The organism is Rhodococcus sp. UFZ-B548, assembly GCF_903819475.1.
GTDB classification, from domain to species: Bacteria; Actinomycetota; Actinomycetes; order Mycobacteriales; family Mycobacteriaceae; genus Rhodococcus_F; species Rhodococcus_F erythropolis.
On record NZ_CAIJDS010000031.1, the window covers coordinates 1 to 25,156 of the forward strand.

The 25,156-nt window shown below is 63.4% G+C and carries 23 protein-coding genes; 11 read left to right on the forward strand and 12 right to left on the reverse strand.

All coding sequences use genetic code 11. The features are described from left to right. Positions 1-118 precede the first annotated feature (118 nt). Positions 119-706, forward strand: a complete 588-nt coding sequence (locus H7C86_RS23230) for a DinB family protein (RefSeq protein WP_019746321.1) — start codon at positions 119-121, stop codon at positions 704-706. 1 nt (position 707) lies between these two features. On the opposite strand, the gene H7C86_RS23235 is transcribed toward H7C86_RS23230, so the two are convergent. Beyond that, positions 708-887 (reverse strand): hypothetical protein, encoded by a 180-nt coding sequence (locus H7C86_RS23235; protein ID WP_060938715.1) that lies wholly within the window; start codon positions 885-887, stop codon positions 708-710. Between the two features lies 1 nt (position 888). On the opposite strand from H7C86_RS23235, the gene H7C86_RS23240 reads away from it, so the two are divergent. From H7C86_RS23240 to H7C86_RS23255, 4 genes are read left to right on the forward strand one after another with little or no spacing between them, the layout of a single operon-like run. Continuing rightward, entirely contained in the window at positions 889-1,524 is a 636-nt protein-coding gene (locus H7C86_RS23240; protein WP_182262313.1) for a TetR/AcrR family transcriptional regulator, read from the forward strand. 25 nt (positions 1,525-1,549) lie between these two features. After that, positions 1,550-3,247 (forward strand): AMP-binding protein, encoded by a 1,698-nt coding sequence (locus tag H7C86_RS23245; protein WP_182262314.1) that lies wholly within the window; start codon positions 1,550-1,552, stop codon positions 3,245-3,247. Further along, entirely contained in the window at positions 3,244-6,441 is a 3,198-nt protein-coding gene (locus H7C86_RS23250) for a carboxyl transferase domain-containing protein (protein ID WP_182262315.1), read from the forward strand. Before H7C86_RS23245 ends, H7C86_RS23250 begins: the two co-directional genes overlap by 4 nt. A gap of 56 nt (positions 6,442-6,497) precedes the next feature. Beyond that, positions 6,498-7,868 carry a sulfatase gene (locus tag H7C86_RS23255; protein ID WP_182262316.1) on the forward strand — a complete coding sequence of 457 codons (1,371 nt, stop codon included), beginning with the start codon at positions 6,498-6,500 and terminating at the stop codon, positions 7,866-7,868. Here H7C86_RS23255 and cysC read toward each other — a convergent pair. The 8 genes from cysC to H7C86_RS23295 form a co-directional block, all read right to left on the reverse strand. Next, positions 7,865-9,745, reverse strand: coding sequence for an adenylyl-sulfate kinase (gene cysC / locus H7C86_RS23260; RefSeq protein WP_020968064.1), 1,881 nt, complete (start codon positions 9,743-9,745; stop codon positions 7,865-7,867). The genes H7C86_RS23255 and cysC overlap by 4 nt on opposite strands. Beyond that, positions 9,745-10,659, reverse strand: coding sequence for a sulfate adenylyltransferase subunit CysD (gene cysD / locus H7C86_RS23265; RefSeq protein ID WP_166501604.1), 915 nt, complete (start codon positions 10,657-10,659; stop codon positions 9,745-9,747). Before cysD ends, cysC begins: the two co-directional genes overlap by 1 nt. Continuing rightward, positions 10,656-11,465: a trehalose 2-sulfotransferase gene (locus H7C86_RS23270; RefSeq protein WP_019746329.1), complete on the reverse strand. Its 810-nt coding sequence runs from the start codon at positions 11,463-11,465 to the stop codon at positions 10,656-10,658. The genes cysD and H7C86_RS23270 overlap by 4 nt, the downstream gene beginning before the upstream one ends. A gap of 122 nt (positions 11,466-11,587) precedes the next feature. Further along, positions 11,588-12,529: a copper resistance D family protein gene (locus H7C86_RS23275; protein ID WP_182262317.1), complete on the reverse strand. Its 942-nt coding sequence runs from the start codon at positions 12,527-12,529 to the stop codon at positions 11,588-11,590. A 4-nt stretch (positions 12,530-12,533) separates the two neighbouring features. Next, positions 12,534-13,052, reverse strand: coding sequence for a copper resistance CopC family protein (locus tag H7C86_RS23280; protein WP_020905707.1), 519 nt, complete (start codon positions 13,050-13,052; stop codon positions 12,534-12,536). Next, a complete protein-coding gene (locus H7C86_RS23285; protein WP_020905708.1) occupies positions 13,052-13,720 on the reverse strand; it encodes a YcnI family protein in 669 nt (222 codons plus the stop codon). The genes H7C86_RS23280 and H7C86_RS23285 overlap by 1 nt, the downstream gene beginning before the upstream one ends. Positions 13,721-13,772: 52 nt before the next feature. Continuing rightward, the gene (locus H7C86_RS23290; protein ID WP_019746333.1) at positions 13,773-14,288 is read right to left on the reverse strand and encodes a hypothetical protein; all 516 of its coding nucleotides are present in this window, start codon (positions 14,286-14,288) and stop codon (positions 13,773-13,775) included. 14 nt (positions 14,289-14,302) lie between these two features. Next, the gene (locus tag H7C86_RS23295) at positions 14,303-14,956 is read right to left on the reverse strand and encodes a DUF6474 family protein (protein ID WP_003944178.1); all 654 of its coding nucleotides are present in this window, start codon (positions 14,954-14,956) and stop codon (positions 14,303-14,305) included. Positions 14,957-15,080: 124 nt separating this feature from the next. Here H7C86_RS23295 and H7C86_RS23300 point away from each other — a divergent pair, with 124 nt between their 5' ends. Together H7C86_RS23300 and H7C86_RS23305 are read left to right on the forward strand one after the other, a co-directional pair. Beyond that, positions 15,081-16,637, forward strand: coding sequence for a TM0106 family RecB-like putative nuclease (locus H7C86_RS23300; protein ID WP_029537352.1), 1,557 nt, complete (start codon positions 15,081-15,083; stop codon positions 16,635-16,637). A 138-nt stretch (positions 16,638-16,775) separates the two neighbouring features. Next, positions 16,776-19,103: a bifunctional diguanylate cyclase/phosphodiesterase gene (locus tag H7C86_RS23305; RefSeq protein ID WP_182262318.1), complete on the forward strand. Its 2,328-nt coding sequence runs from the start codon at positions 16,776-16,778 to the stop codon at positions 19,101-19,103. A 55-nt stretch (positions 19,104-19,158) separates the two neighbouring features. Here the strand turns inward: H7C86_RS23305 and H7C86_RS23310 are convergent, their stop codons facing one another. Further along, positions 19,159-19,926 (reverse strand): SDR family NAD(P)-dependent oxidoreductase, encoded by a 768-nt coding sequence (locus tag H7C86_RS23310; RefSeq protein ID WP_003944195.1) that lies wholly within the window; start codon positions 19,924-19,926, stop codon positions 19,159-19,161. 158 nt (positions 19,927-20,084) lie between these two features. Here H7C86_RS23310 and H7C86_RS23315 point away from each other — a divergent pair, with 158 nt between their 5' ends. From H7C86_RS23315 to H7C86_RS23330, 4 genes are read left to right on the forward strand one after another with little or no spacing between them, the layout of a single operon-like run. Further along, positions 20,085-20,675 carry a hypothetical protein gene (locus tag H7C86_RS23315; RefSeq protein WP_020968068.1) on the forward strand — a complete coding sequence of 197 codons (591 nt, stop codon included), beginning with the start codon at positions 20,085-20,087 and terminating at the stop codon, positions 20,673-20,675. Further along, positions 20,668-21,318, forward strand: a complete 651-nt coding sequence (locus H7C86_RS23320) for a DUF6308 family protein (protein WP_084325541.1) — start codon at positions 20,668-20,670, stop codon at positions 21,316-21,318. Before H7C86_RS23315 ends, H7C86_RS23320 begins: the two co-directional genes overlap by 8 nt. Positions 21,319-21,353: 35 nt before the next feature. Next, positions 21,354-22,811, forward strand: coding sequence for an HNH endonuclease signature motif containing protein (locus tag H7C86_RS23325; RefSeq protein ID WP_182262319.1), 1,458 nt, complete (start codon positions 21,354-21,356; stop codon positions 22,809-22,811). Between the two features lie 3 nt (positions 22,812-22,814). Next, positions 22,815-23,918 (forward strand): FAD-dependent monooxygenase, encoded by a 1,104-nt coding sequence (locus H7C86_RS23330; protein WP_182262320.1) that lies wholly within the window; start codon positions 22,815-22,817, stop codon positions 23,916-23,918. Here the strand turns inward: H7C86_RS23330 and H7C86_RS23335 are convergent. Both H7C86_RS23335 and H7C86_RS23340 read right to left on the reverse strand, forming a co-directional pair. Further along, positions 23,881-24,447 (reverse strand): GNAT family N-acetyltransferase, encoded by a 567-nt coding sequence (locus H7C86_RS23335; RefSeq protein ID WP_182262321.1) that lies wholly within the window; start codon positions 24,445-24,447, stop codon positions 23,881-23,883. The genes H7C86_RS23330 and H7C86_RS23335 overlap by 38 nt on opposite strands. Then, complete coding sequence (locus H7C86_RS23340) at positions 24,444-25,127, reverse strand: TetR/AcrR family transcriptional regulator (RefSeq protein WP_020905717.1); 684 nt, start codon at positions 25,125-25,127, stop codon at positions 24,444-24,446. The genes H7C86_RS23335 and H7C86_RS23340 overlap by 4 nt, the downstream gene beginning before the upstream one ends. Positions 25,128-25,156 lie beyond the last annotated feature (29 nt).

Sequence of the window (25,156 nt, forward strand, 5' to 3'; positions counted from 1 at the left end):
CCGGGTTGTGCCAGCGCACCGACCGGGCGTCACGCTCGGCGGCGACGGCCCGGGAGGCAACCTCGGTCAGATCCTCCACCGCTGTCAATGTCTGCTCCACTCGGTTTAGGTTGGTTTCATGACCACCAACTCGGAAAAGGAAGATCTCCAGCGGTACCTGCAGGCAGCACGTGACGCGCTCGTCTGGAAGCTCGACGGGCTGTCGGAGTATGACATTCGGCGTCCGATGACCCGGACAGGGACCAACTTGTTGGGACTGGTCAAACACATGATCGGCGTCGAGCTCGGGTATTTCGGTCCGACGTTCGGCCGTCGGGTTCCCGATCTACCGGCGTGGTTGCGTTCGGAGGAACTCAACGTCGACATGTGGGCCCGCGCCGATGAGTCCAGTGCCGACATCGTCGAAACCTATCGCCGCACCTGGGCTTTCGCTGACGCCACGATCGAGCAGCACGATCTGGACGCCCCCGGCTTCGTGAAGCACTGGCCGGAGGATCGTCGCGACGTCACATTGCACCGGATACTCGTTCACGTTGTCACCGAGATCCATCGGCACGCCGGCCACGCGGACATCGTGCGGGAGCTGATCGACGGAGCTGCTGGGATGAAGGCGGGCGACAACAATCTGGCTCCCGGTGATGAGGCGTGGTGGGCCGAGTACAACGACCGTCTGGAGACGGCGGCACGCGAGGCCCACCACGCCTGAACTACTCGAATACCGCTGCCGCACCGATCACCACGACGACGATCGCCGGGCCGACCATGTCGCCGGCCCCACGGGTGATCCGGGAGACGATTTTCTTCTCGCCCATCTTCGCGACTGAGCCGACGAGAACGGCGGCGAGGATGCCGCAATTCTTGACATTGACGTCAACGTCAACACACACTGTGACGGTGACCACCAGCGAAACGCAGGAGCGAGCGCGGACAGCCCGCAAGCTCGGGGACGGTCCACGTCGGGCCGGCCTGCTCGATACCGCTGCTCTCTGTTTCGGCGAACTCGGATACGACGCCGTGACCGTCGAGACCATCACCACCAGGGCTGATGTGTCCCGAGCGACCTTCTACGCGTACTTCTCGTCGAAGGACGAGGCCTTCCGTGCCGTCGCCGAAATGATGTGCCGACGGTTTCTCGACGCCCAGCACATGGAGGGGCCAGCGGCCGAGGATCTACGCGAAGTTCTCAGAACGACCACGTCGGCGTTCATCACGGCCGTGTACACCTACGGGGACCTGCTCGCGGTGATCGAGCACCGGGCGCGGGTGGATTCCGAGGTCGAGCGCAGTTGGTCAGCAGTTCGCGAAAAGCTCGTGAGCCGCTACGTACGCTTCGTCGAACGTATTCGACAGGTTCACGATGTAGATCCCTGCGTTTCGCCCCCGGTGCTCGTTCAGATGATCTCGGACGCACAGATGGCCGGTGGAGCACGACTGAGTAAGGCGAGTGTCGATGAGCAGAACCAGTTCATTGCAGATATGACGACGATGTCCGAACGGTTGATCGGGTTCGAAGAGTCGAAATAGATTTCTTTTACGAATGGAGTGATCGGTGGCAGAACAAGACGTGCTCGAAGCGGCTCTGGCGGAAATCTCTGCGCTGCAGCAGGCGCATTGGCCCGCCGGGATTCCCCGCGCCGTCGAGTATCCGCTCGAAGGCGGGGGACTTGTCGACTACTTGCGGCATTGGGCGCTCGAGCGGCCGGATACTCCCGCAATCGTCTTTTACGGCCGCGTCATCACGTACGCCGAGTACGACGAGCTTTCGGATCGTTTTGCCGGATGGCTGCTTTCACTCGGAGTTGAACGAGGTGATCGCGTCGGCGTTCACCTGGTCAATTGCCCGCAGTTCCACATCGCGATGCTCGGCATTCTCAAGGTCGGTGCGGTTCACGTGCCCATCAATCCGCTCTTCCGTGAACACGAATTGATTCACGAACTCAACGATGCCGGCGTCAAGGTCCTACTGACGCAGAACACTTTCTCGAAGCTGGTGAAGAAGGTTCGCTCACAGACTTCACTCGAACACGTCGCGAAGACCGCAGTATCGGACATGCTGACTGCGATCCCCACCGTCGAACTGCCCTTCGAGGTCGACGATCCGCGCCTGAGCGACTGGCAGTCGATCATCACCAGTGAGCGTGCGACTCCCGTTGCCACCGAACTCGATTCCCTCGCCGCCCTGAACTACACGGGCGGAACGACGGGAATGCCCAAGGGCTGTGAGCACACTCAGCGCCACATGGTTTACACCGCGGCCACCGCGACGCTTGCCGGTGGTGACCAGGTGGGCGCCAATCCGCCGGTATCCCTGGTGTTTCTGCCGATCTTCTGGATCGCGGGTGAGGACTTCGGCATTCTGGTTCCGCTCGTCAACGGCGGAACCGTTGTTCTGCTGAACCGTTGGGATGCGGAGACCACGCTCGACGCGGTCGAGACCTACGGTGTGACCTCGCTGGTCGGAACCGTCGACAATTACGTCGAACTGATGGACACATCAGGGTTCTCGGAGCGAAATCTCTCGACACTCCAGAACGCCATGGCAGTCTCGTTTGTTCTCAAACTCGATCCGGCCACGCGCCAGCGGTGGCGCGAGGCTACCGGCGGTGTTCTGCGCGAAGCGAGCTACGGCATGACCGAAACCCACACCGCGGACACGATCACTCTCGGTTTCCAGGACGGCGACTACGACCTGAAAAGCGAGCCGGTGTTCTGCGGAATTCCGGTGCCCGGTACCGACGTTCTGATCGTCGATCACGACGGCAGGCCGGTTCCCGTCGGTGAGCACGGACAGATCATCGTGCGCAGTCCGTCGATCCTTTCCGCGTACTACCGCAACGAGGCTGCCACCGCCGACGCCATCCGTGACGGCTGGTTGCAGACCGGCGATGTCGGAAAGTTCAGTGAGCGTGGTGGTTTGCACTACCTGGCGCGAAACAAGGAAATGATCAAGACCAACGGCATGAGTGTTTTCCCCTCCGAGGTGGAAGCGCTGCTCATGCTGCACCCGGCGATCGAAAAGGCTGCGGTGGTACCGAAACCGGACCAGGACAAGGGGCAGGTGGCTTTTGCGTTTGTCCAGCTGGTCGAGGGTTCCGACACCGCGGCCGATGAGATCGTCTCGTGGGCCAAGGAGAACATGGCTACGTACAAGGTGCCCGAAGTGGAAGTGCTCGAGGCGCTTCCGATGACTGCAACAGGAAAGGTGCGCAAGGGCGATCTGTTCGAGCGCACTCAGGGGGACAAGTGAGACTGCTGATTGCGAACCGCGGCGAAATTGCGCTGCGGATCATTCGAACTGCCCGTGAACTCGGGATCGAAACGGTGTCGGTTTACGCCGAGGACGACGCGTCCAGTCCGCACGTCGCGGCGGCCACGGAGTCGGTGCCGCTCGGAGCCTCGGGCGCATCCGCGTACCTGGATCAGAGCGCACTGCTGAAGATCGCGGCCGAAACGGGCGCCACGCACGTGCACCCGGGCTACGGATTCCTCAGTGAGAATGCCGAATTCGCGCAGGCGTGTACCGAGGCGGGCATCGTCTTCGTCGGCCCGGACGCCCAGGTTCTCCGGACTTTCGGCGACAAGGCCAGCGCCCGCACTGCGGCGGTCGACTCCGGCGTACCGGTCCTGCCGTCGACATCGGCGAACGCCGACCTCGACGAGGTGCGTGAATTCTTCGAGCGCAACTCCCGCGGCATCATGATCAAGGCGCTCAGCGGCGGCGGTGGCCGCGGCATGCGCGCGGTGCGCGACCTGAAAGCGCTCGACGACGCGTACCGTGTGTGTGCGGCCGAAGCCCAGTCGGGATTCGGCAGTTCGGCACTGTTCGCCGAGGTACTCAGTGAGCACGCTCGGCACATCGAAGTGCAGATCGTGGCGGCGCCGGGGCAAGGCGGAACCCACGCGCTCGCTCTGGGTGACCGTGATTGCAGCGTCCAACGTCGGCATCAGAAGTTGATCGAGGTTGCGCCCGCGCAGGGGCTGTCGGGGGCGCTGCGCGAGCGTCTTCACGCTGCGGCCGCAAGACTGTGCGCCGAGGTCGGCTACCGAGGCATCGCGACGGTCGAGTTCCTGGTCGAGGAACGCGGATTCGTCTTCCTCGAAGTCAATCCACGAATTCAGGTGGAGCACACGGTGACCGAAGAGGTCACCGGAATCGACCTCGTCGCCGTGCAACTCGCGATCGCGGACGGGGTTCCGTTCGAGGACCTGGACCTGCCAGCCGGAATCACTGCTGTCGAGAAGGTATCGGAGACAGTCGGATCCGTGGCAAACGCTTCGGGGATTGCGATCCAGGCCCGCGTCAACATGGAAACCATGACGCCGGACGGCAATGCGCTGCCGTCCTCCGGCACGCTCGACAACTTCACTCCTCCGGGCGGACCCGGCGTGCGAGTGGACACCTTCGGTACGGTCGGACTCTCGCCGAGTGCGCGTTACGATTCGCTGCTGGCGAAGGTCGTCACCCACACGCGTCGATCGGATTTTCCTGCCGCTGTGCGCAAGTCGATTGCTGCTCTGAGTGAGTTCACCATCGACGGCGTGGCGACCAACCTCGAATTCCTGCAGGCAATACTGTCGGACAAGGACTTCCGCGACGGCCTGGTCGACGTCGACTGGTTGGGTTCTCGATTGGCGGACCTCGTTCCCGAAGCGGGCCCACAAACACCCTCCGCGAGTGTGGACATCGCGCCGGACGAGGACGTGGTCCGTGCACAGATGGCGGGAATCGTCGTCGAACTTGCCGCAGTCGGTGACGGCGTCCATGCGGGTGGCCAGGTCGCCGTCCTCGAAGCGATGAAAATGCAGCATGTTCTCTCGGCGCCCGGTGACCTCGAAGTGGTCCGGATCCTGTCGTCACCGGGGAGATCGGTGAGTGCGGGCGAACCGTTGCTCGTCGTCCGTAGCGCAAGCGCGGGATCGAAGCTCGCCGAGGTCGACGAGGTGGACCTCGACGACGTACGTCCCGATCTGGCGGAGATCATCGCTCGCCACGAGGTGACCCTGGACGCGGCGCGGCCCGCGGCAGTGGCGAAGCGCCACAAGCTGGGGCGGCGGACTGCTCGCGAGAACGTCTACGACCTGGTCGACGACGACAGCCTGGTCGAGTACGGCGCTCTCGCACTGGCTGCGCAGCGCAGTCGGCGAAGCGAGGAAGACCTGATCGCCAACACACCCGCCGACGGACTGATCGGCGGAGTAGCGACCATCAGCGGCGGCGAGAGCGTCGTGATCTCGTACGACTACTCGGTGCTCGCCGGTACCCAGGGCATGCGCAATCACGCCAAGACCGACCGCCTGCTCGAGATCGCCGATCGCAAGCGAGTTCCGGTAGTGCTGTTCGCGGAAGGCGGCGGTGGTCGCCCCGGTGACACCGACGCGGGCGCCGGGGCGGGCCTGGAACTGGGAACCTTCCGTGCCATGGCGGCGTTGAGCGGCCGCGTACCCATGGTCGCTGTCGTGTCCGGCCGCTGCTTCGCGGGCAACGCGGCCCTGGCCGGTGCCTGCGACGTACTGATCGCGACGCCCGACGCCAACATCGGCATGGGAGGCCCTGCCATGGTCGAGGGCGGCGGGCTCGGAAACTTCCGCCCCGAGGACATCGGCCCCATCGACGTGCAGCGCCGTAACGGCGTCGTACACCTGGTGGCTGACGACGACGCTCATGCGGTGGCGCTGGCCAAGCAGTACCTCGGCTACTTCCAGGGTGCGAGCGGAGAGTGGACGGCTCCGGATCCGCGGCTCTCGCGGCATGTGGTGCCGGAGAATCGCCTGCGCTCGTACGACGTTCGTGGAGCGATCGACGCAATCGCGGACGTCGACAGCGTCCTGGAACTGCGTCGAGACTACGGACGCGGTGTAGTCACCGCACTCGTTCGTGTCGAAGGAGTTCCGTACGGTGTGCTGGCGAACAGCAGCGAGCATCTCGGCGGCGCGATCGACGCGGAAGCCTCGGACAAGGCTTCGGATTTCCTGGAACTGCTCGAAGCGCACCGCATCCCTCTGGTGACGCTGTGCGACACACCGGGATTCATGGTGGGCCCGGATTCGGAGGAGGAGGCGACGGTTCGAAGGTTCGGCAGGTTCTTCGTTGCCGGTGCTCGCCTCACCGTGCCGTTCGGAACGATCATCCTGCGCAAGGGTTACGGGTTGGGCGCCATGGCAATGGCCGGTGGTTCCTTCCACGCCCCCGAGTTCACGGTCGCGTGGCCGACGGGCGAGATCGGGCCGATGGGTCTGGAAGGTGCTGTGCGTCTCGGTTTCCGCAAGGAACTCGAATCCGTCGAAGATCCGGTGGCTCGGGAAACTCTGTTCGGTCAGTTCGTGGAACTGGCCTACGCACAGGGCAAGGCGCTGATGGCGGCGACCACGTTCGAACTGGACGACGTCATCGACCCGGCCGACACCCGCGCCTGGATCAGGCAGCTCGGCAGAAACAGTTGAGATCCTGCTGATTCGAGCTGTTGCCGCACGTGGGCAGGGCAACTAGCCTTGCCCACGTGTCGGCTGCGCGAAATAACGTCCTGATCATTCATTGGCACGACCTGGGCCGACACCTCGCGAGTTACGGTGTCGCCGGGGTCAACAGCCCCAACCTGGACCGGCTGGCGGCAGAGGGCATCCGGTTCACCGACGCACACGCGACGGCGCCGCTGTGCTCACCTTCGCGCGGTTCTCTCTTCTCGGGCAGGTATCCGCACAACAACGGTCTGATCGGGTTGGCGCACCACGGCTGGGAGTACCACGCTGAGGTGCAGACGCTTCCGCAGATCCTCTCCGACAACGGTTGGTACACCTCGCTCTTCGGCATGCAGCACGAGACTGCGTACCCGAAGCGACTCGGCTATCACGAGTACGACGTCACGAACTCGTTCTGCGACTACGTGGTTCCGCGTGCCCAGAACTGGCTACGACGCTTCCCGCCCGAGCCTTTCCTTCTCACCACGGGGTTCTTCGAAACGCATCGGCCGTACCCGGCCGATCGCTATACCCCGGCGGACACCGCAGCGCTGGAGGTTCCCGGATATCTTCCCGACGTGCCGCAGGTACGCGAGGACCTGGCCGAATTCCACGGCAGCGTAGAGGTAGCGGACGCCGCGGTGGGTGATCTGCTCGGGACGCTCGAGGAAGAGGGGCTCGACGAGAACACGTGGGTCTTCTTCCTCACCGATCACGGCGCCGCGTTCCCACGTGCCAAGTCGACGCTCTACGCGCCGGGCACCGGGATTGCGTTGATCGCTCGGCCTCCGGCTCGGTATCGCAGTGGCGGAAAGGAATACGAGACACTGTTCAGCGGTGTGGATCTCGTTCCGACCATTCTCGATCTCCTCGGTATCGATGTCCCCACCGAGGTGGAAGGGCGCTCGCACGCCGATGCCCTCGTCGATCGTGGAACCGAGCCGTCCGAACCTGTCCGAACCTCCTTGTTCACGGAGAAGACCTTTCACGACAGTTTCGATCCCATTCGCGCGGTGCGCACCAAGGACTACAGCTACATCGAGAACTACGCCGTCCGCCCCGCTCTGGATCTACCGCTCGACATCGAGGACAGTCTTTCCGGAAAGGCGCTCGGCACCGAGCATCTGGCGGTACGCGCACCCCGGGAGCTGTACGACCTTCGTGCCGACCCCGACGAGAAGATCAATCTGATCGATCGACCGGAAGTCTCGGCAATACAGGCGGAATTGTCCTCGCAGCTTCACACGTGGCGCGCCGAAACGGATGATCGTCTCCCGGACGAGGCATTGGGAAGCGCGATGGCGGTGCATCGCATGGCGGCGTACCTCGAGAAGATCGGTGTCCGACCCAACGTGCGGTCCGCCTACAGCGCGGACCGCGGTTACCTCGAGTCGGACACCGAAAACCCCTAGGGCCTGGCGGTTTCGCGCTCCTCCAACAATGCGATGACCCGCCCGACCAGTTCGTTGATGTCAGCGCCTGTCGTGTCGAAAGCCAGGTCCGGGTCCTCCGGAGTCTCGTACGGTGCGTCGATTCCGGTGAGCCCCTTCAGTTCACCGGCCCGCGCACGCGCGTACAGGCCCTTGGGATCTCGGCGTTCGCATTCTTCGACGGGAGTGGTGACGGCAACTTCGAGGAAGGTGAGCCCGGCAGCTTCGTTGAGAGCACGCGCAATTGCTCGATCCGAACGCAGCGGTGAGACCATCGACGCGATGGCCACGACGCCGGCATCGGCGAACAGCCGAGTGAGATGCCCGACGCGCCGGATGTTCTCGGCCCGGTCTCCCGGCGAGAACCCGAGATCGTCGGAGATACCGTGGCGGACGTTGTCACCGTCCAGGAGATACGCGGTGCGTCCCGCGTCGACCAGCGCACGTTCGACAGCCACAGCGACGGTGGATTTTCCGGAGGCAGGCAGGCCGGTCAACCAGATCGTCGCGCCCTTCTGGGTCGTCGACGCCCACCGCCGCTGACGTTCGAGTGAAGACGGATGCCACTTGATGTCGTTGCGGGTCTGCTCACCGGGAACGACAACGCGTGGCTCGAGAATGGTGCCGGCGCCGACGGTGTCGTTGCTCTGCTCGTCGATCAGAATGAAAGCGCCGGAGTCCCGATTGTGGTCGTAGGTGTCGGCGACCACCACGGAACTGGTTCGGAGCGTGACCGTTCCGATGTCGTTGAGCCCCAGTTCGACTGGGCTGTCCTGCTCGTCGAGCGTCTCGGGGTCGAGTCGGGTGTGCAGTTCTTGAACCGTCGCGCGCACGGTCCGGGACGTATGTTTGAGCGCTATCCGATCGCCGGCTCGCAATGGAGTGTTCGACAACCAGCAGATCGTGGCTTCGAGTTCTCGGGCCAGAACCGGCAAATGGGCCTGCGCACCGCCGCTGACCAGAACGTCGCCACGTCCGACGTCGATGTCGTCGGCCAGTTCCACCGAAACCGACAGTGGTGCAACAGCAGTACTGCGGTTGTCGTCGAGGGTGTCCAGGCTGATCACGGTGCTCTTCGATCCGGACGGCAGCACCACTACCTCGTCCCCGACGCTCAGTGTGCCCGCCGAAATTCGGCCGGTGTACCGGCGCCGATTCTGCGGATCGGGGCGCGAAACCCACTGCACGGGAAGCCGAAGTTCCTCGATGTGGGTCGCGGGCGCATGGAGTTCGACGCCTTCGAGATATTCGAGAAGTGTCGGCCCGTTGTACCACTCGGTGTTCTCCGAGCGGGTCACGACATTGTCGCCGGCTTTCGCGGAGACGGGGATGGCAAGTACGTCGCCTCGCCCGAGCTGGCGTGCCAATACCCGCAATTCTTCCTGTACCTGCGCGAATCTCGCTTCGTCGAAGCCCACCAGATCGATCTTGTTCACCACGGCCACAAGGTTCGGAACACCCAGTAGCGCTGCGATTCTGGCATGCCGACGCGTCTGACGCAGCACGCCGGTTCTCGCGTCGACCAGCAGGACCGCTACGTGAGCGTTGGACGCGCCGGTGAACATGTTGCGCGTGTAGCGCTCGTGTCCCGGGGTGTCGGCAAGTACGTAACTTCTGGTCGGAGTGGAGAAGAATCGGTACGCGACGTCGATCGTGATGCCCTGTTCGCGCTCGGCGCGCAATCCGTCGGAGAGTGCAGCCAGGTCGGCGACACCGTGCTCGTCGGTCACGGAATCGAGGTGATCGGTAGGCAGACTGTCGGTGTCGTGCAACAGTCGGCCGATCAGCGTGCTCTTGCCGTCGTCGACGCTACCCGCCGTGGCCAGCCGCAGGAGTTGGCGAGTGATGGTGGTGGTCATCAGAAGTAGCCCTCACGCTTTCGGTCTTCCATCGCGGCGACCGAGGTTCGGTCGTCTGCGCGAGTCTCGCCTCGTTCGGAAACCGTCGCGGCCGAGATCTCGGTGACGACGTCGTCGATGGTGGTGGCGTGCGATCGAACGGCGCCGGTGATGGTCAGATCGCCGACGGTTCGATATCGCACCCACTCGGTCGTTGCCGCGGCGTTCTCGGCGTCGGTGCTGAATTCCGAAGCAGCGACGAGCATTCCGTCGCGCTCGAATACCCGCCGTTCGTGCGCGAAATAGATGGGCGGCAGTTCCAGTTCCTCCTGGGCTATGTAGCGCCAGATGTCGAGTTCTGTCCAGTTGCTCAGCGGGAAGACACGAACGGACTCTCCGCGTCTGATCCGACCGTTGTAGAGCGACCACGGTTCGGCCCGTTGCGCCCGAGGGTCCCACTGGCCGAACTCGTCACGGAAGCTCAGGACTCGCTCCTTGGCTCGCGCACGTTCCTCGTCCCGGCGGGCGCCGCCGAATGCGGCGTCGAATCGCCCGCCTTCGAGAGCGTCGAGCAGAGTTCTGGTCTGCAGGCGGTTTCGCGATCCGCTGGTCTCGGTCGACTCCTGCACTCGACCCTGGTCGATCGAATCCTGAACGGAAGCAACCAGAAGTGTGTGCCCGCCCTCCTTGATTCGGCGGTCGCGAAATTCGATGACTTCCTCGAAATTGTGACCGGTGTCGACGTGTAGGACCGGGAAAGGGAGTGGGGAGGGTCGAAACGCCTTCTCGGCGAGTCGAAGCAGGACTATCGAGTCCTTGCCGGCCGAGAAGAGCAGTACCGGTCTTTCGAGTTCTGCCACCACCTCTCGAATGATGTGAACCGCTTCGGATTCGAGAACTCGGAGTTCGTCGACAACATCGGTGACGGTGCTCATGTGACGGGGTATCCGTTCTGTTCGGCGTCGATGCGATAACGCTGCACCCATTCGCGGGAGCGTCCGTCGCTCTGACGACGCAGCGGCGGTGGTGGGGCCAGTTGTCCGTCGAGACCGAGGGAAATGAGGGTTTTTGCGACCACGGACTGCGGGTCTTCGGTGAGATCGCGGAACCCGATCTCGATGGGGGAGATGTCCTCTTCCTCGAACCAGCGCTTCCACTGTCGTTCCTGCTCACCGAGAATCGTCACCAGGTGTGCGATTCCGAGCGCGTTGTACTGCGCACCGTCCGAGAGATTCGGTGGGGTCGCGTCGTCGCGCCAGACCTGCGTCTGCACGGCTCGCCACATCGATACAGCCTGAGCGACAACATCTTCTCGATAGACGTGGATGAACTGCAGGTCGTGATCGAGAGTGTCGTGGAGTGCGGAACGTAGATCTGTCCCACTGCGCCACGGCAATCCGGCTGCGCGATCGAGCAGGAGCGGTGTCTGATTCCACATCAGCTTGCCGCCCCAGACTCCGTTGGGTGTTCGGCCGAGTTCGAGAAGTTGTGTGCGCCACTGCTCGGAGGTGCGGGTGTCCGGCGTACCCGGGTGGAACGGGGCGAGCAGACCCAAGACGGACTCGTCCGTGACGTCTTCGAACCACTGCCTCGGTTGCGGCGAACGCGAGGTCTCGGGGAGGTACTGGAAGAACTCTTCCGGCTCACCCGCGACCCCTGTTGCTCGCAGGGATTCGACCAGCAAAGTACTGCCACTGCGCTGCGAAGCGCAGACGAGAAACGAGCGTTGGGCCTCCGTCATGCGAGCAACGCTAAGGGTGGCCGGAAACCGCCGCAAGCTGGGAAAATAAACTCACGTAGAGGTTAAATCTCGACGTGAAACGTTAAATGTGCGGGTCACGAAATCTTGTGCTGAGGCACGTCTTACGCAGTTGTCGCAAGGGCCGCGGCGAGCCCGAATGCGATGGCCATGAAGACAACTTCACCGATGGCGCGGCGCAGGGATCCGTCCGAACTCATGCGGTGTGCAGCACTTGCGACCACCCATGTCCGGCGCCACCACCATCCCAGTGCGACGAGCATTGCGATCGCCACGATCTTGGCGAGGATCACCCGGCCGTAAGCGGTGTCGTAGGAGGCGGAGAGCGAGTCGAGTCGCACGACGGCGTTGACGATACCGGTGACGACCAACGCGAGGACACATCGCCAGGCGAGGGCGGAGTACCTGGGCAACCAGATCGCCCAGGCACCACGCGACGGTACGGCAAGCGCGAGTGCGGCCAGCACGCCGAACCACAAGGCCGCAGCGAGGACGTGAACGGCGTCGAGGATCGATCCGAAGCTCTGCTGCGCCATGTGCCCGGTGATCGGGCGGGCAGCGAGCGCCAACGCGGAGACGACCAATGCCGGTGCGACCGGCACCGTCTCGGGATTGGTGAACCCGTAGATGCCGTAACAGACCACGGCAAACGCGCACGCGATGATCGCGACACCGACGCGGCCGACGTTGACCTCGGAGACGAATGCGCCGAAGTGCCCGATGGTCAGTGAGGTGACCGGGGCGCCGTCTGCCGCTGCGGCATTGAGCACGAGGAGCGTGATCTCGGCGACGAGCCAAACCGCTGCCGCCGCGGTGAGCTGAGTCCACATGATCGCGGGGGTTGTTGCCGGACGGCGTTCACTGCGGCCCATCCAGGCAAGCGTCGCGATGCCGAGCGTCAACGAGCCGCATCCGATCGCGAGAACGCGGACAGTGCTCGACGATTCGGGTCCCGACGGACTCGCGAGGCCCCAGGCGATCAGGACTCCCAGCAGCGCTGTGGGTACGGCAAACAGCAACCACCACCGGTTTGCCGTACCCGTCACGCGATCAGCTCGACTTCGGCTTACGGAGCACGAAGAACAGCGCACCGCCGAACACGACGACGCCGGCGACGATGAAGATCCACACCGGCATGCTGCCGGACTCCGACTCACCCGTACTCGACGCAGCGGCAGCGCCGGGAGTGCCCGACCCCGCCTCGGTGAGGGTGAAGGTCAGAGTTCCGTTGACGGGGTGACCGTCGGCGGAAGTGACTCGGTACGCGATGGTGTAGACGCCGGTCGGCCCGAGATCGCCGAGGTCTGCACTGACAGTGGGTCCTTCGACGGACGGATCGCTCTTGGTCCAGAGGTTGCCGTCCGGGCCGGTGACCGTCAGTGCCGCGAACTGCGCCTGCAGAGCCTCGTTGAACGTGACCGAAACCTTGTCAGGCGCAACCTGAATGGAAGCGCCGTTTTCCGGGTTGGAGCCGACAACCGCGGAGTGCGCACTGGCCGTGCCCATTCCGAGCATCGTGGCCAGCATCGCGAGCATGCCGACGGCGATGACCTTGATCCGGGTACTCATCAGCGCTTGCTCCTGACCAGTGCGCCGAGGCCGAGTGCAGCGCCCAAGGCGCCGAGCACCAGGCCGACGCCGCCGAGCCAGCGCGCGGTGTTGTCTGACGAAGAAGATTCGGAAGCAGCGGACGTCTCGGCAGTGTTATCGGCAGCAGGCGCTCCGTGAGCATCGCCGGTGGATGCGGCGAGAGTCAGCGTCGGCGCGGGCTTGTCCGGCTCGCTGCCGTCGGCAAGTTCTTCCTGATCCCAGTTGACGACGTTGCCGTCGCTGTACGTCTGCACGGCCTTGAACTCGACCTCTTCCTGCTCCGGCAGCGGGCCGGCGGAAAGAACGAACTGCTGGAACTGGCCGGGGGCGATTCCGACGCCGGGGTCGGCCGTCCACGTCACGGACTTCGCGACCAGCGAGGTGGGGTCCTTCTCGACGACGGCGGTCCAACCGGGCATCGGTTCGGTGCGTGCCGACTTGAGGTCGGGGAGGGCCACCGTCAGCTTGGTGGTCGAAGCGGTGTCGGATTCGGTGGGCACGCGGAACGTGAGAACGGAGTATCCGCCCTGCGTAGCTCCTGGTGCGACGACGCTGACGTGTGCTGAAGCAATTCCGGCGGCCAGCAGCACAGCGCTGCCGGTAGCGACGGTCGTGACAACCGCACGCGAAATCAGGGTGTTCTTCATGTCGGGAAGTGTCCTCTTGGTCTGGTGAAGGGGTGGGGAGTTCTACGAATCTTCAGACCAGGGCGGGAGGACCGCGCCGCGAGATGCTGGCGCGAAGAAGGGCGTCGACGGGTCCGTGATGGATTCCGGTCGAGACGGTGTGGCCGCGGGAAGTGACGGCGGCGGGAGCCAAGGACGCCAGGACGACGTGGAGAGCGTGGGTGACAACGCGGTAGAGGCGCTCGGCGGCCAGGACCGCGACCGCACAGGCGACGGTGGCACCGGCGTGAGCACCGAGCATCACCAATCCCGGAGCGGGCGAATGAGCGTGCTCGGAGAGCGTCATGGTGGTGTGGGCGGCAAGCTGACCCAGGCCAAGAGCCACGATCAGGGCAGCGGGCCCCCGGGAGAGGGCGGGAAGGGTGGCCGTCACGGCGCCGACGGTTGCGCAGACGGCGAGCAGCAGGGTCAGCGACGACGACTGTGGCAGCTCGCCTCCGCCGATTCCATGCGCGGCGACAGCGAGAGCAGCCGAAGCGGAACCGACAGATATCCCCCGGAGGGTCGCGGTCTGCTCGGCTGCTCTCACTGGCGTTCTCAGGTCTAGCGCACGCCGAGACGTGCGAGCAGATCTGCTTCGACGCCGTCGAGTTCGGAAGAAATTGCCTGGTGAGCTGCCTTACGGCGAGCCTGCGGCATCTGCTCGGCAGCGCGAACTGCCGTGCTGAGATCGCCGAGGCGCTCACGGATGGCGGCGGCAAAACGCTGCGTCTCCGCATCGTCGGGCTTGCGGCTGAGGATCTCGGTGACCGAGCTCTCGGCACCGGCGATACGAGCGCTCAACTTCGCGCCGTGACCGGTGTAGTCACCGAGCTGGTCGACGGCGATGCCCATCTTCTGTGCACGCGTGGTGTCGAGCTGGGCGCGCACAGCCGTGGCAGCGCGGTAGGCGATCGGCAGGAGAACGGGGGCAAGCAGACGTGCCACACCCAGGTACTTACGCACCTTGGCGACAGTCAGGCCCTGATTCGCAGCGGCTTTCTCCTGCGCCTTCAGGGTCGCGATCTGCGCCTTTTCGATCTTGTGCTGTGACTCGATCTCGGCTTTCTCCAGCTTCTTGAGCGACTTGGTCTCGACCTTGTCGCGCTTACGCTGGCTCTTGGCGTTGAGCTTCGCCTCGACCTCAGCCTTGTGCTTGAGAGCCTTTGCCTCCGCCTTGCGGGTGGCACGAGACTTTCGCTTCTTGAACAACCCCATCGAAAAGGACCCCGTTTCCAGGTGTTTGTGTGTTGCCAGGTACCTGCGCTTCGGCTTCAGCCTAGGGGAGCACATAATCTTCGTCATCGTGTGTTCCGTTAACAACCCCGCGCCCCAGCTCCCGATCATCGATTCGGGGGCGTTGACCCGATGCCGTCATCGGGTGCGTCTGGACGGGTTGTTTCCCGGGAAATCGGCTTCGGAACCCGTCGACACCGGCGTCAAGCAGCGCCAGGATGCCGCGATCGCGAAGCGCGCGGAGATCGCCGAACTGGTGATCGGTGCTGCTCCCGAGCGTTGGGTGAAGATCAACCCCGATCAATCGGCGTCGGCTCAGGCTCGTGACACTCTTGCTGCCTGTGAGGCCGGCGCGGACCGGATCTGGGGCGCGGTCTTGCCCGTCGAGCGCGACACCGGACGCAAGGGCCGCTGCGAAATGCTCATCCGTGACGACGAGGGCGGCGGGTACATCCCCGTCATTGTCGTCAATCACAAGGTGACCGATCCCGGCCAGGGCGCGATCACCTCGGGGCTCTTCGAATGGGAGCCCGCGGTCGATCCCAAGCGCAAGGTCCGCAGTCAGGTCCGCGATCAGATGCGCGTCGCGCAGGTCTATCGGATGCTCGAGCGTCGTGGGCTGGCGAGCCCGTCGCTCACGGCAGGCGCGATCGGATACAACGGAGACTGCGTCCTCGTCCACGACCTCAGTGCGATTCTCGACGATTACGACGAGCGTTTCGCCGACCGTATCGCTGTTGCCCGCGGTGAGGTGCTGACGTCTCCGTCACAGGTGAGCGAGTGCAAGTCGTGCCCGTGGTGGACCGAATGCAAGCAGGAGTTGGTTCGCAACCGCGATGTCAGCCTGGTGGCTGTCGGATCGCGCGCGGAGCTTCTGCGCGACGTCGGCTGCAACACGATAGATCAGCTGGCCGCCTGGGACGGTGAGCCGCTCGAGGATTGGCCGCACGGAAATTTCGACGACGCAGTAGTGATCGCCAAGGCGTGGTTGGCAGATGCTCCGTTGGTCCGGCGGTTCGAGAAGATCTCGGTGACTCGGGCGGACATCGAGATCGACGTCGACATGGAGAGCTATCAGGAGCACGGGGCCTACCTGTGGGGAACGCTGCTCAATGTCGGTGGCTTCTCGATGTATCGAGGATTTGCGACGTGGGATCCGCTGCCGACGCGTGACGAGGCGCGGTCGTTCGCGGAGTTCTGGGGCTGGCTGATGGCGGAGCGTGCCGCAGCCGCTGCTTCGGGTAAAACCTTTGCCGCGTACTGCTATTCGCGTTCGGCCGAGGACAAGTGGTTGTTGGACTCGGCGCGCAGGTTTGCCGGTGAGCCCGGGATTCCGAGCAAGGACGAGATCCGCGAGTTCATCGACAGTCCGCAGTGGGTCGACATCTATCAAGCGGTGAGTGATCAGTTCATCTGCCCGAACGGCAAGGGACTCAAGAAGATTGCCCCCGTCGCCGGGTTCAACTGGCGTGACGCCGAAGCCGGTGGTGAAGCGTCGATGGCGTGGTACCGCGAGGCGGTCGGCTACGACGGTGAGCCGGACGAGACGCAGCGGACACGCATCCTGCAATACAACGAGGACGACGTCATTGCCACCAAGGTTCTACGTGAGTGGATGACGGACCGTGCGGAGAAGGAAATTCCGCTGGCTTCCGAGTTGTAGCGCCGATCCGTTCTGTCGCTATTGTCTGAAACATCCTATTTAACAGTGTATTTCAATTCGTAGTTTCTCGTCATCGTGTGTCCCGAGCCCGCATCCGCGCTACCTTCATCTGGTCGGCTCCACGATGGAGGGTGTTGCATGCTGAGCAGGCTGACTTCGAGTGCGAGCGACGCCGAACTGTCTGACGTCGAGCGGCGCGACCTCTTCGCACGCCAGATACTGCAGGTGACGACGGTCGCGCCACTGGCCAACATGGTCAATGTACTCAGCGTGTGCGCTTTGCTTGCGTACGTCATACCCCCCGGTCACAACGAGTTTCGGGCGATCTGGGGTTCTGCGGCCTTCTTGGTTGTCCTCAATTCGGTGCGCGTCTGGATACCGCGAGTCGTCCTGAAGGGCCGGTACACGCCCAAACATACGACGAGGTACGACTACTGGGCGCTCATGCTCGAGGTGATCCTGCTTGGGCTTCTGCTTGTCGTTCTCGCCGCCGCGATGCTTCCCGTGACGGACAACTCGCGAAAGCTTGTGCTTATAGCGACATTCGCCGGAGTCATGGGCGCCGGCGCCGTGGCATTGTCGACGGTTCGGTCGATAGCGGTAGCGTGGATTCTGGTGCACAGCATCGGATTGCTCGTCGTTATCCTGCCTAAGAGAACCACCGAATACACTGTCCTCTCGTTCCAGTTGGTCGTTTACTCGGTGACACTGATTATCGGCGTCGTGTACCTCTGGGCGTCGTTCCGAAGTCGTTGTCTTGCCGAGTTCGAGGCTGCTGCCGAGCGCCAGACGGTCAGTTTGCTTCTCGACGATTTCGAGGGCGGGTCTCGTGACTGGCTGTGGGAAGTCGACACCACCGGGACGTTGTCGCACACCTCCGCTCGGCTGTCGCAGATCTCGGGAGTCTCTGTCTCCGACCTGCGAACCCTGTCGCTGCGCGGATTGTTGGATCGGCTCGACGTCGGTTCGACGAAGAGTGGACGAGCCGCGGTCCACGTCATCGGAGATCACCTCGACCGCCTCATGCCGTTTCGAGAGGTCGTCATTCCCGTTCGTGTCGGCGGCGTCGACCGATGGTGGTCTCTGTCGGGTCATCCCAGGCTTTCCGAGGCCATGGAGTTCGTGGGTTGGCGAGGCGTGGGCTCGGACATCACCGAGAAGTACAACTACGAGCGGCGAATTCTGTGGCTCGCTGCAACCGACGGACTGACCGGGCTCCCGAATCGCCGGACGTTCGGCACGGAGCTGTCCGACGCGCTCGGCGCTGTCCGGACCGGCGAGCAGGTTCTTGTCGGCATCCTCGACCTGGACAATTTCAAGTCGGTGAACGACACGTTAGGACACCCCGTCGGCGACAAATTGTTGATTTCCGTTGCTGCACGGCTCAATCGGGTGGTCGACGGTGCCATGTGTGCCCGAATCGGTGGCGACGAATTCGGCGTCGTCTTGCGGGGAACAGGGGACGGCGGTGAGGTGTTTGCTCGCTATCTGGGTGCATTGCGTGAGCCGTTTTTCGTGCGGGGGAATCGCATCGAGGTTCGTGCATCGATCGGTTATGCCAGCGCGCCGGCAGATTCCGAAGACGCGGACACGCTTGTCATGTCCGCCGACCTCGCGCTGTATGTGGCAAAATCCGCTGGTAAGAACCGGGTCGGAAGATACTCGCCGGTGCTGCGGGCGCGGGCCAGGGAACGAGCATCGGCCCTGCAAGAGCTTGGGCTCGCGATCGAGTCTCGGCAGTTCGAGCTGTACTACCAACCGCAGGTTCGTGCGGACACCGGCCGCGTCGAGGGATTCGAGGCACTGCTTCGCTGGAACCATCCGGTGCGGGGAGTGCTTGCGCCGCGCATTTTCATCGATGTCGCGGAGGAGACAGGCTTGATAGTCCCGCTGGGGCTCCAGGTACTGCACATGGCGTGCGCCGAGGCTACGACGTGGCCGGACGACACCTACGTGACAGTGAACGTCTCTCCGGTGCAACTGATGTCGTCCGGCTTCGGATCAGCAGTCAACGCTGCGCTGGAGGCATCCGGTCTGTCCAGCAAACGGCTTCAGCTGGAAATCACAGAGACGGGAGCGGTAGAGGAGCTTGCCGTCGCCGAGCTGGATCGTCTGCGTGCCACCGGAATTGCGATTGCCCTGGACGACTTCGGAACCGGCTATTCGTCTTTCGAGAGTTTGAAGAAACTGCCGTTGGACATTCTCAAGATCGACCGGTCGTTCATCACCGAACTGAGCGAGGGTGATTCGGCAGTTGTCACTTCGGTGGTCGAGGTGGCGAAGGCGCTCGGTATGCAGTCATTGGCGGAAGGCGTGGAGACGGCCGACCAGCTGAGGCTCTTGCTCACCGCGGGTTGCGAATTGGTTCAGGGTTACTACATCAGCCGACCGATGCCGGCGACGGAAGTGGCCGAGTACCTCAGCGCAACTGCCCAATCCAGCGGTGGGTATTTTCATTCGTTCTGACAACCGTGCGCCTTTATTAACCGCGGGCGGTTAATAAAGGCGCACAGCAGGGAAGTTAGCGCGGCGCCATGCGGAGAGCGCCGTCCATGCGGATGGTCTCGCCGTTGAGGTAGTCGTGCTCGACGATCATCTGCGCGAGCTGCGCGTACTCGGACGGCTGGCCCAGGCGGGACGGGAACGGAACGCCGGCCTCCAGGCCCTTGCGGTACTCGTCGGTGACGCCTGCGAGCATCGGGGTGTCGATGATGCCGGGGGCGATGGTGTTGACGCGGATGCCGAACTGCGCGAGGTCACGGGCAGCCGGAACAGTCATGCCGTGCACGCCGCCCTTGGAAGCGGAGTACGCGATCTGGCCGATCTGTCCTTCGAAGGCAGCAACGGAAGCGGTGTTGATGACGACGCCACGCTGGCCGGACTCGTCGACGGCCTCGGTCTTGGCGATGGCGTCGGCGGCCAGGCGCATGACGTTGAAGGTGCCGAGCAGGTTGACGGTGATGACCGTGCGGAACAGCTCGAGGTCGTGCGGACCCTTCTTGGACAGGATGCGTCCCGCCCAGCCGACACCGGCACAGTTGACGACGATGCGCAGCGGGGAGCCCGACTCGACGATCTGGTTGATCGCTGCCTCGACCTCTTCGCCGCTGGTCACGTCGGTGGGGATGAGAGTGACGCCGGCGGGGACGTTGTCGCCTGCGCGCTCGATCGACGCGGGCAGATCCAGGCCGAAGACGGTAGCACCGGCGTCGGCGAGGCGCTTGGCTGTTGCGGCGCCGAGGCCTGATGCCGCTCCGGTGACCAGTGCTGCGGTTCCCTTGATTTCCACTTCGTGTGCTCCTCGAGTTAGCGATCGGTAAGGCGGTGGTGCGTGTCGAGAACCATAACGCGAGGGTGTATGTGAGGGCGAACGCGCGAGACCCGCGTAGGGCTGGGTACCTTGGACGCGAGGTCTGAGAGCAAAGCACCGGACGAGAGGGGACCTGCGTGAGCAAGGCGCCTGTGCGTCCCGCCGCTTCTGTCGAGAATTTCGAGCGGTTGCAGCGCGACCCGCTCTTCGAAGATCTTGCCGAGCTGATTGCCGAGGTTCTCTCCTACGCGTTCGATGCGCCGGCCGCCGTCGAGATCGAACAGTGGACGATCAGTTGCCTGCCGTCGACAAATCGATCGGCGGAGCGCCATCGCTTGTTCACACTCAACATCGGTCCGATGGAGATTCTGAGCGTCGAGTGCCATCTGGTCGGCGGTAAGCCGATCGAGCACGTCATGTCCGTGTACGTATCCAGTTCGGCACTGGAATCGCGAACCGGCTGCAGCATCGAAGAACTCGATGCCAAGCACGATCTGGTCGCCATCAGACGCACCGAGTTGGCGTCCGCCGACGGCGACGGGACCGTGATCGACTGCAGTCTCGAGGACTCGGATGCGTTGGAACAGTTCGCCCTACTGCCTGTCGATGTGACGACGGTACGTCCACTCGCGGAGCATCTTGTTGCCAAGGGCAAGGGCCCATTTCGGCAATATCACAACTCCGGGTTCGCCAAATATGTACTGGAAAGGTCGCTCGACCATGGTTGATCAGTTGCCCATCCGCCTCCCGCGTGTGCTGCGAGACGGGGACGATGCCGGCGCGGTCGACGTGCTGCAGGAATACTTCACGAGGCCGCTCCGAAAGACGGGCTATCTCCGTACCGGTGCGCTGTGGGATTCCTGGGATCCCAGTGGCAACCGCGATCGTGATGCGAACATCTTTACCGCGGAAGATCTTGTTGCGGTGACGCTTCTGTCGGTTCAGGTTCCGGCGCAAGGGGCCTTCTTCCTACTCGGGGAGAACAATGCCGAACTGAACCGACTCCTGGCCGACGTGGGCCCCGATCGCGATCTGTCGAACGAACCCGATCCCTTCACTCCGGAATCTCCGGTGTGGCGGTTGGAGACGGCGCTTCGAGAGATTCACGGCGTCGGGCGAACCATGGCGTCCAAACTGATCGCACGCAAGCGTCCGCGGCTCTACCCGATCTACGACGACGTCATCGGGCGGGAGTTGGGAACGAAGGCTGCCCATGTGGAACCGGTACGAGAGGCCTTGCACGACGGAGAATTACACGTGCGATTGCTCGACTTGCGAGTTCGGGCCGGACTGGACGATGCCATTCCGGCGATCCGGGTGCTGGATGTGCTCGCCTGGATGCAGGGTAAGGGATACAAACCGGCACTCTAGCTTTCTTGTCGGTGGGCAGGTCTAGTGTCGAATGTATGTTCGATAATGGATCGACGGGCGGTGTGGGGGCAGTTGTAGATGACGGCCGTCCTGTCGTCGATCCACTCGTGCTGCCGGACATGCTCTTTGCAACGGCGCAGAGCGAGAACATGCTGGCCGCACAGAAGGTGCTCGGTGCATCCATGTTGTCGGAGTCGAGATTCAATGCGGAACTCGACGTGTCCGGTGATGTCGACAAGGCGTGGCGGATCGCGTGCAACGAGATCGCGGTCATGCTCACGTGTTCGCGGCGCACAGCCGAAGTTCACATCGAGATCGGTGACGCCTTGCGCGAGTTCCTTCCGCTCACCAAGGCCGCATTTGCTGCCGGCGAGCTGGACTATGCGCGCGTGCGCAAGATTGTCGACGGACTCACCGGGGTCGACCCCGAGGCGATCGCAGCACTCGAGCGCCGGGTACTTGCCTCGGCGCACCGTCTTCCGCCCGGGCAACTGGAGCGCGACATCGAACGTCAGCTCTTTGCCTACGATCCGGATGCTGCTGCCGAACGTCGCCGGAAGATGCTGGAGCACCGCGATGTTCGCACGCGTGCAGACCGTCACGGACTCGCCCAGTTGCAGGCAACACTCAGCGCGAACGAGGCTGTCGAAGCGCTTGGCCTGATCAACGAGGCCGCCGGAAGCGTCTGCAACCACGATCCACGAAATGCCTCGACGCGCCGGGCCGACGCGCTGGTTGCTCTCCTGCACGGTGAGAACGGGCTGACTTGCCAGTGTGGCAGCGAAACGTGCGAGGCAGTATCCCCAGCAAGTCGATCAACTGCGCCCTCGCGTCGGAAGCCGTTGCTGCACATCGTGTGCGATCTGCCGACGCTCCTCGGGTTGACGTCAGATCCCGCGAGCATCGACGGGTACGGGCCAATCGATCCCGACTTTGCTCGCGAGCTTGCCGCCGATTCCACTTGGCAGGCACTGTTTGTCGACTTCCGCTCTCAGGCCGCCGGGAATCGACCGCGTCGGCAACATGCTCCGACTGTCCTGCCGCTTGTCACCCGACGTGATCGCCTGAGTCGCGAACCGAAAGGCTGCGGAGATCGGATTCGGGCGATGCAACGGTTGGTCGCGCGAGCCCCGGACATAGTTCGAAGATCGGATGGGCATGGCGCCCAGCCCGATCCACCTCCCGGCGCGCTGACCTACACTCCGGGAGCGGCTCTGGCCGCATTGGTGCGGGCCGTCGACGGTCACTGCCGGTTCCCTGGTTGTTCGGTGCCCGCGAACAGGTGCCAACTCGACCACATCACCGAGTTCGATCCTTCCGATCCGAGACGCGGTGGGTGGACCATTGCGAGCAACCTCCAATGCCTGTGTCGCCATCACCATCAGGTGAAGACATACAGGTTATGGACGCCGGTGATGCTGGAGGACCGTGCCATTCACTGGACCGATAAAACCAGCGGGTTGACGGCTGTCACGGTTCCGGAGAGGATCTGACCTGTGCCGGAAGGACAATGCGCGGGAATCGTCGGCGGGGGAATTGGCGGGCTGACGGCTGCCATCGCGCTCCGCAAAGCAGGCTGGGATGTCACCGTGTACGAGCGTGCATCCGAGTTCACGGAGGTGGGCGCCGCCGTCGTGTTGTTTCCCAACGCGCTGGCAGCACTGGACGAAATCGGTGTAGGCCCCCAGATCAGGGCGAAGTCGCTTCCGTACAGTTCGGGCGCGATCAGGAATCTGCGCGGCCAAAATCTGGTGACGCGCAGAATTGGTGATCTCGCCGGCGGGCGCGATCTGGTGACAATCCACCGCGCCGATCTGATCGACGTGTTGGTTCGCGCAATCCCCGCCGAGTGCCTACGCACCGGAACCAGGGTGACCGGTGTGGGCTGCGGAAATCATGGCAGCGGCGAGATCGTCACCGATGGTGATACCGCTCGATACGACCTTGTCGTTGCCGCGGACGGTGTGCACAGTGCTGTGCGACAGCAGATCTGGCCCGGCGAGGGAACCGTGGAACGGACCGGCGTGTCCGCTTGGCGCTGGATCATCGATGGTCCACCGCCGGATTTTGTCGGACAGGTGTGGGGGATTCGAGGGGAGTTCGGGATTCTTCCGTTGGCGGGCAACCGCACCTATGCCTTCGCGGGTGCGCGACGCGGCGTCGAGAGCCTCGAGCATTTTGCTGACTGGCCCGAACCGGTGTCGCAACTGGTCGCGAACGCTGACCCAGCTCGCATCATCGTGAACGAGTTGCTCGAGATTCGGACCCCGAAGTTGTTGACACGCGGCAAAGTTGCGTTGATCGGCGACGCCGCTCATGCCATGCGCCCACACCTCGGGCTAGGTGCGGCTTTGGCCATCGAGGATGCCGTCACTCTCGCCGCTTATGCGCACGACCTAGGGGGTTACACAAAGGTTCGGCGTCGTAGAGTTATAACTGTTCAATGGATTTCGCGACACATGTCGACCGTGGTGATGCCGGCGAGTCGTCCGTTGGCGGCAGTGCGTGATGTTGCGGTGCGGTTGACTCCCGATATCTTCGCCTTGTCGATGTTCGGTGTGATCAACCGTTGGCGGCCGAAGCCGATCGAGAGGCGCTGACTTCGAAGACGGTCTCCAGACCGTCTTCTTCGTCCCACTGCTCACCGACTTCGTTGAAACCGTACTGGCTGATCAGATTTCGCGATGCGATGTTGTCCGGGCTGATGGTCGCTCGAACGATGTGCACTTCGGATTGGCGACTCGCGACGTCGAGAAGTATCTCGAGGGCAGTTCGAGCGTAGCCCAGTCGCCGGAATTCCGGATCGATGCGATATCCGATCTCCACCATCCCGCGCGCATCGGGGCGACCGTGGAATCCGGCCAACCCCACCGGCGTCGAGGTGCGGGCATCGACGGCGATGCGGGTGATCCACGCGCTGTCGAGTGGGTTCCCGGTTATCTGCTTGCTCCGGTAGCGCCACAAGCCCTGGCATTCTTCGCCGAGGAGATACGGGGTCAGGAGGTTGGGTTCGAGTTCCATTGCGAGAGTGGCGTTGTCTTCACCCAGTGCGTGGAGGGCGAGTGGTGGAACCCGGATCAGTTGAAGTCCACGTCCGTCGAGTGCCCAGGGTAGTTCGGTGACTGTCACAGGTCGGCGATCGGAGTCGACAGAGTTATGTCGACGCCGATGCTCCGAAGATTGCCGTCCAGAACCTGCCAGATGGAGCGCCCGAGGAACTCGGCCAATTCCGCACTGGTCACATCGGAACCCGGCTGGCTGAGCCAACGGTTGACGCTGACGTCGACCAATCCGATGACGCCGAAAGCCAAGGGCTCCGCCATCTTCGACGATTTCCCGCGGCTGGCGAGGATCGCACCCAACAGGTTCCCCAATTGCACGGCGATGGCCGTCTTGGTTCCGGTCACCACTTTCGAACCGGTGGCCCGCGTGCTCGGCGAGCCCTTGCCTAAAAAGTGGTGCAGTCGTGGGTATTTCACAATCCACTGGAGGTAGGTCTCGACTGCCCGTGAGATAGCCTCGCCGACCGTACCCTGCGGCGTGAGGGTGGGTGTCAGGTCGGTCATCATCATCTCGAGGATGCGAACTCGCAGCTGCTCGTCGAGGTCGGCTCGATCCTTGAAGATCCGGTAGACAACGGAACGGGGGACGTCGGCGCGCTCGGCGATCTGCTGGACGCCGACGTCGGCGCCACCTTCGTTGACTGCATCGAGTGCTGCGTCGAGGATCCGCGCTTTGCGCTGCTCCTTGTGATCGTTCCAGCGAGTGCTGCGCCCGTCGGGCTGCGCCGACTCGGCTGTTTTTGTCATAAATCGAACGATACTCACCCCGCCATTGA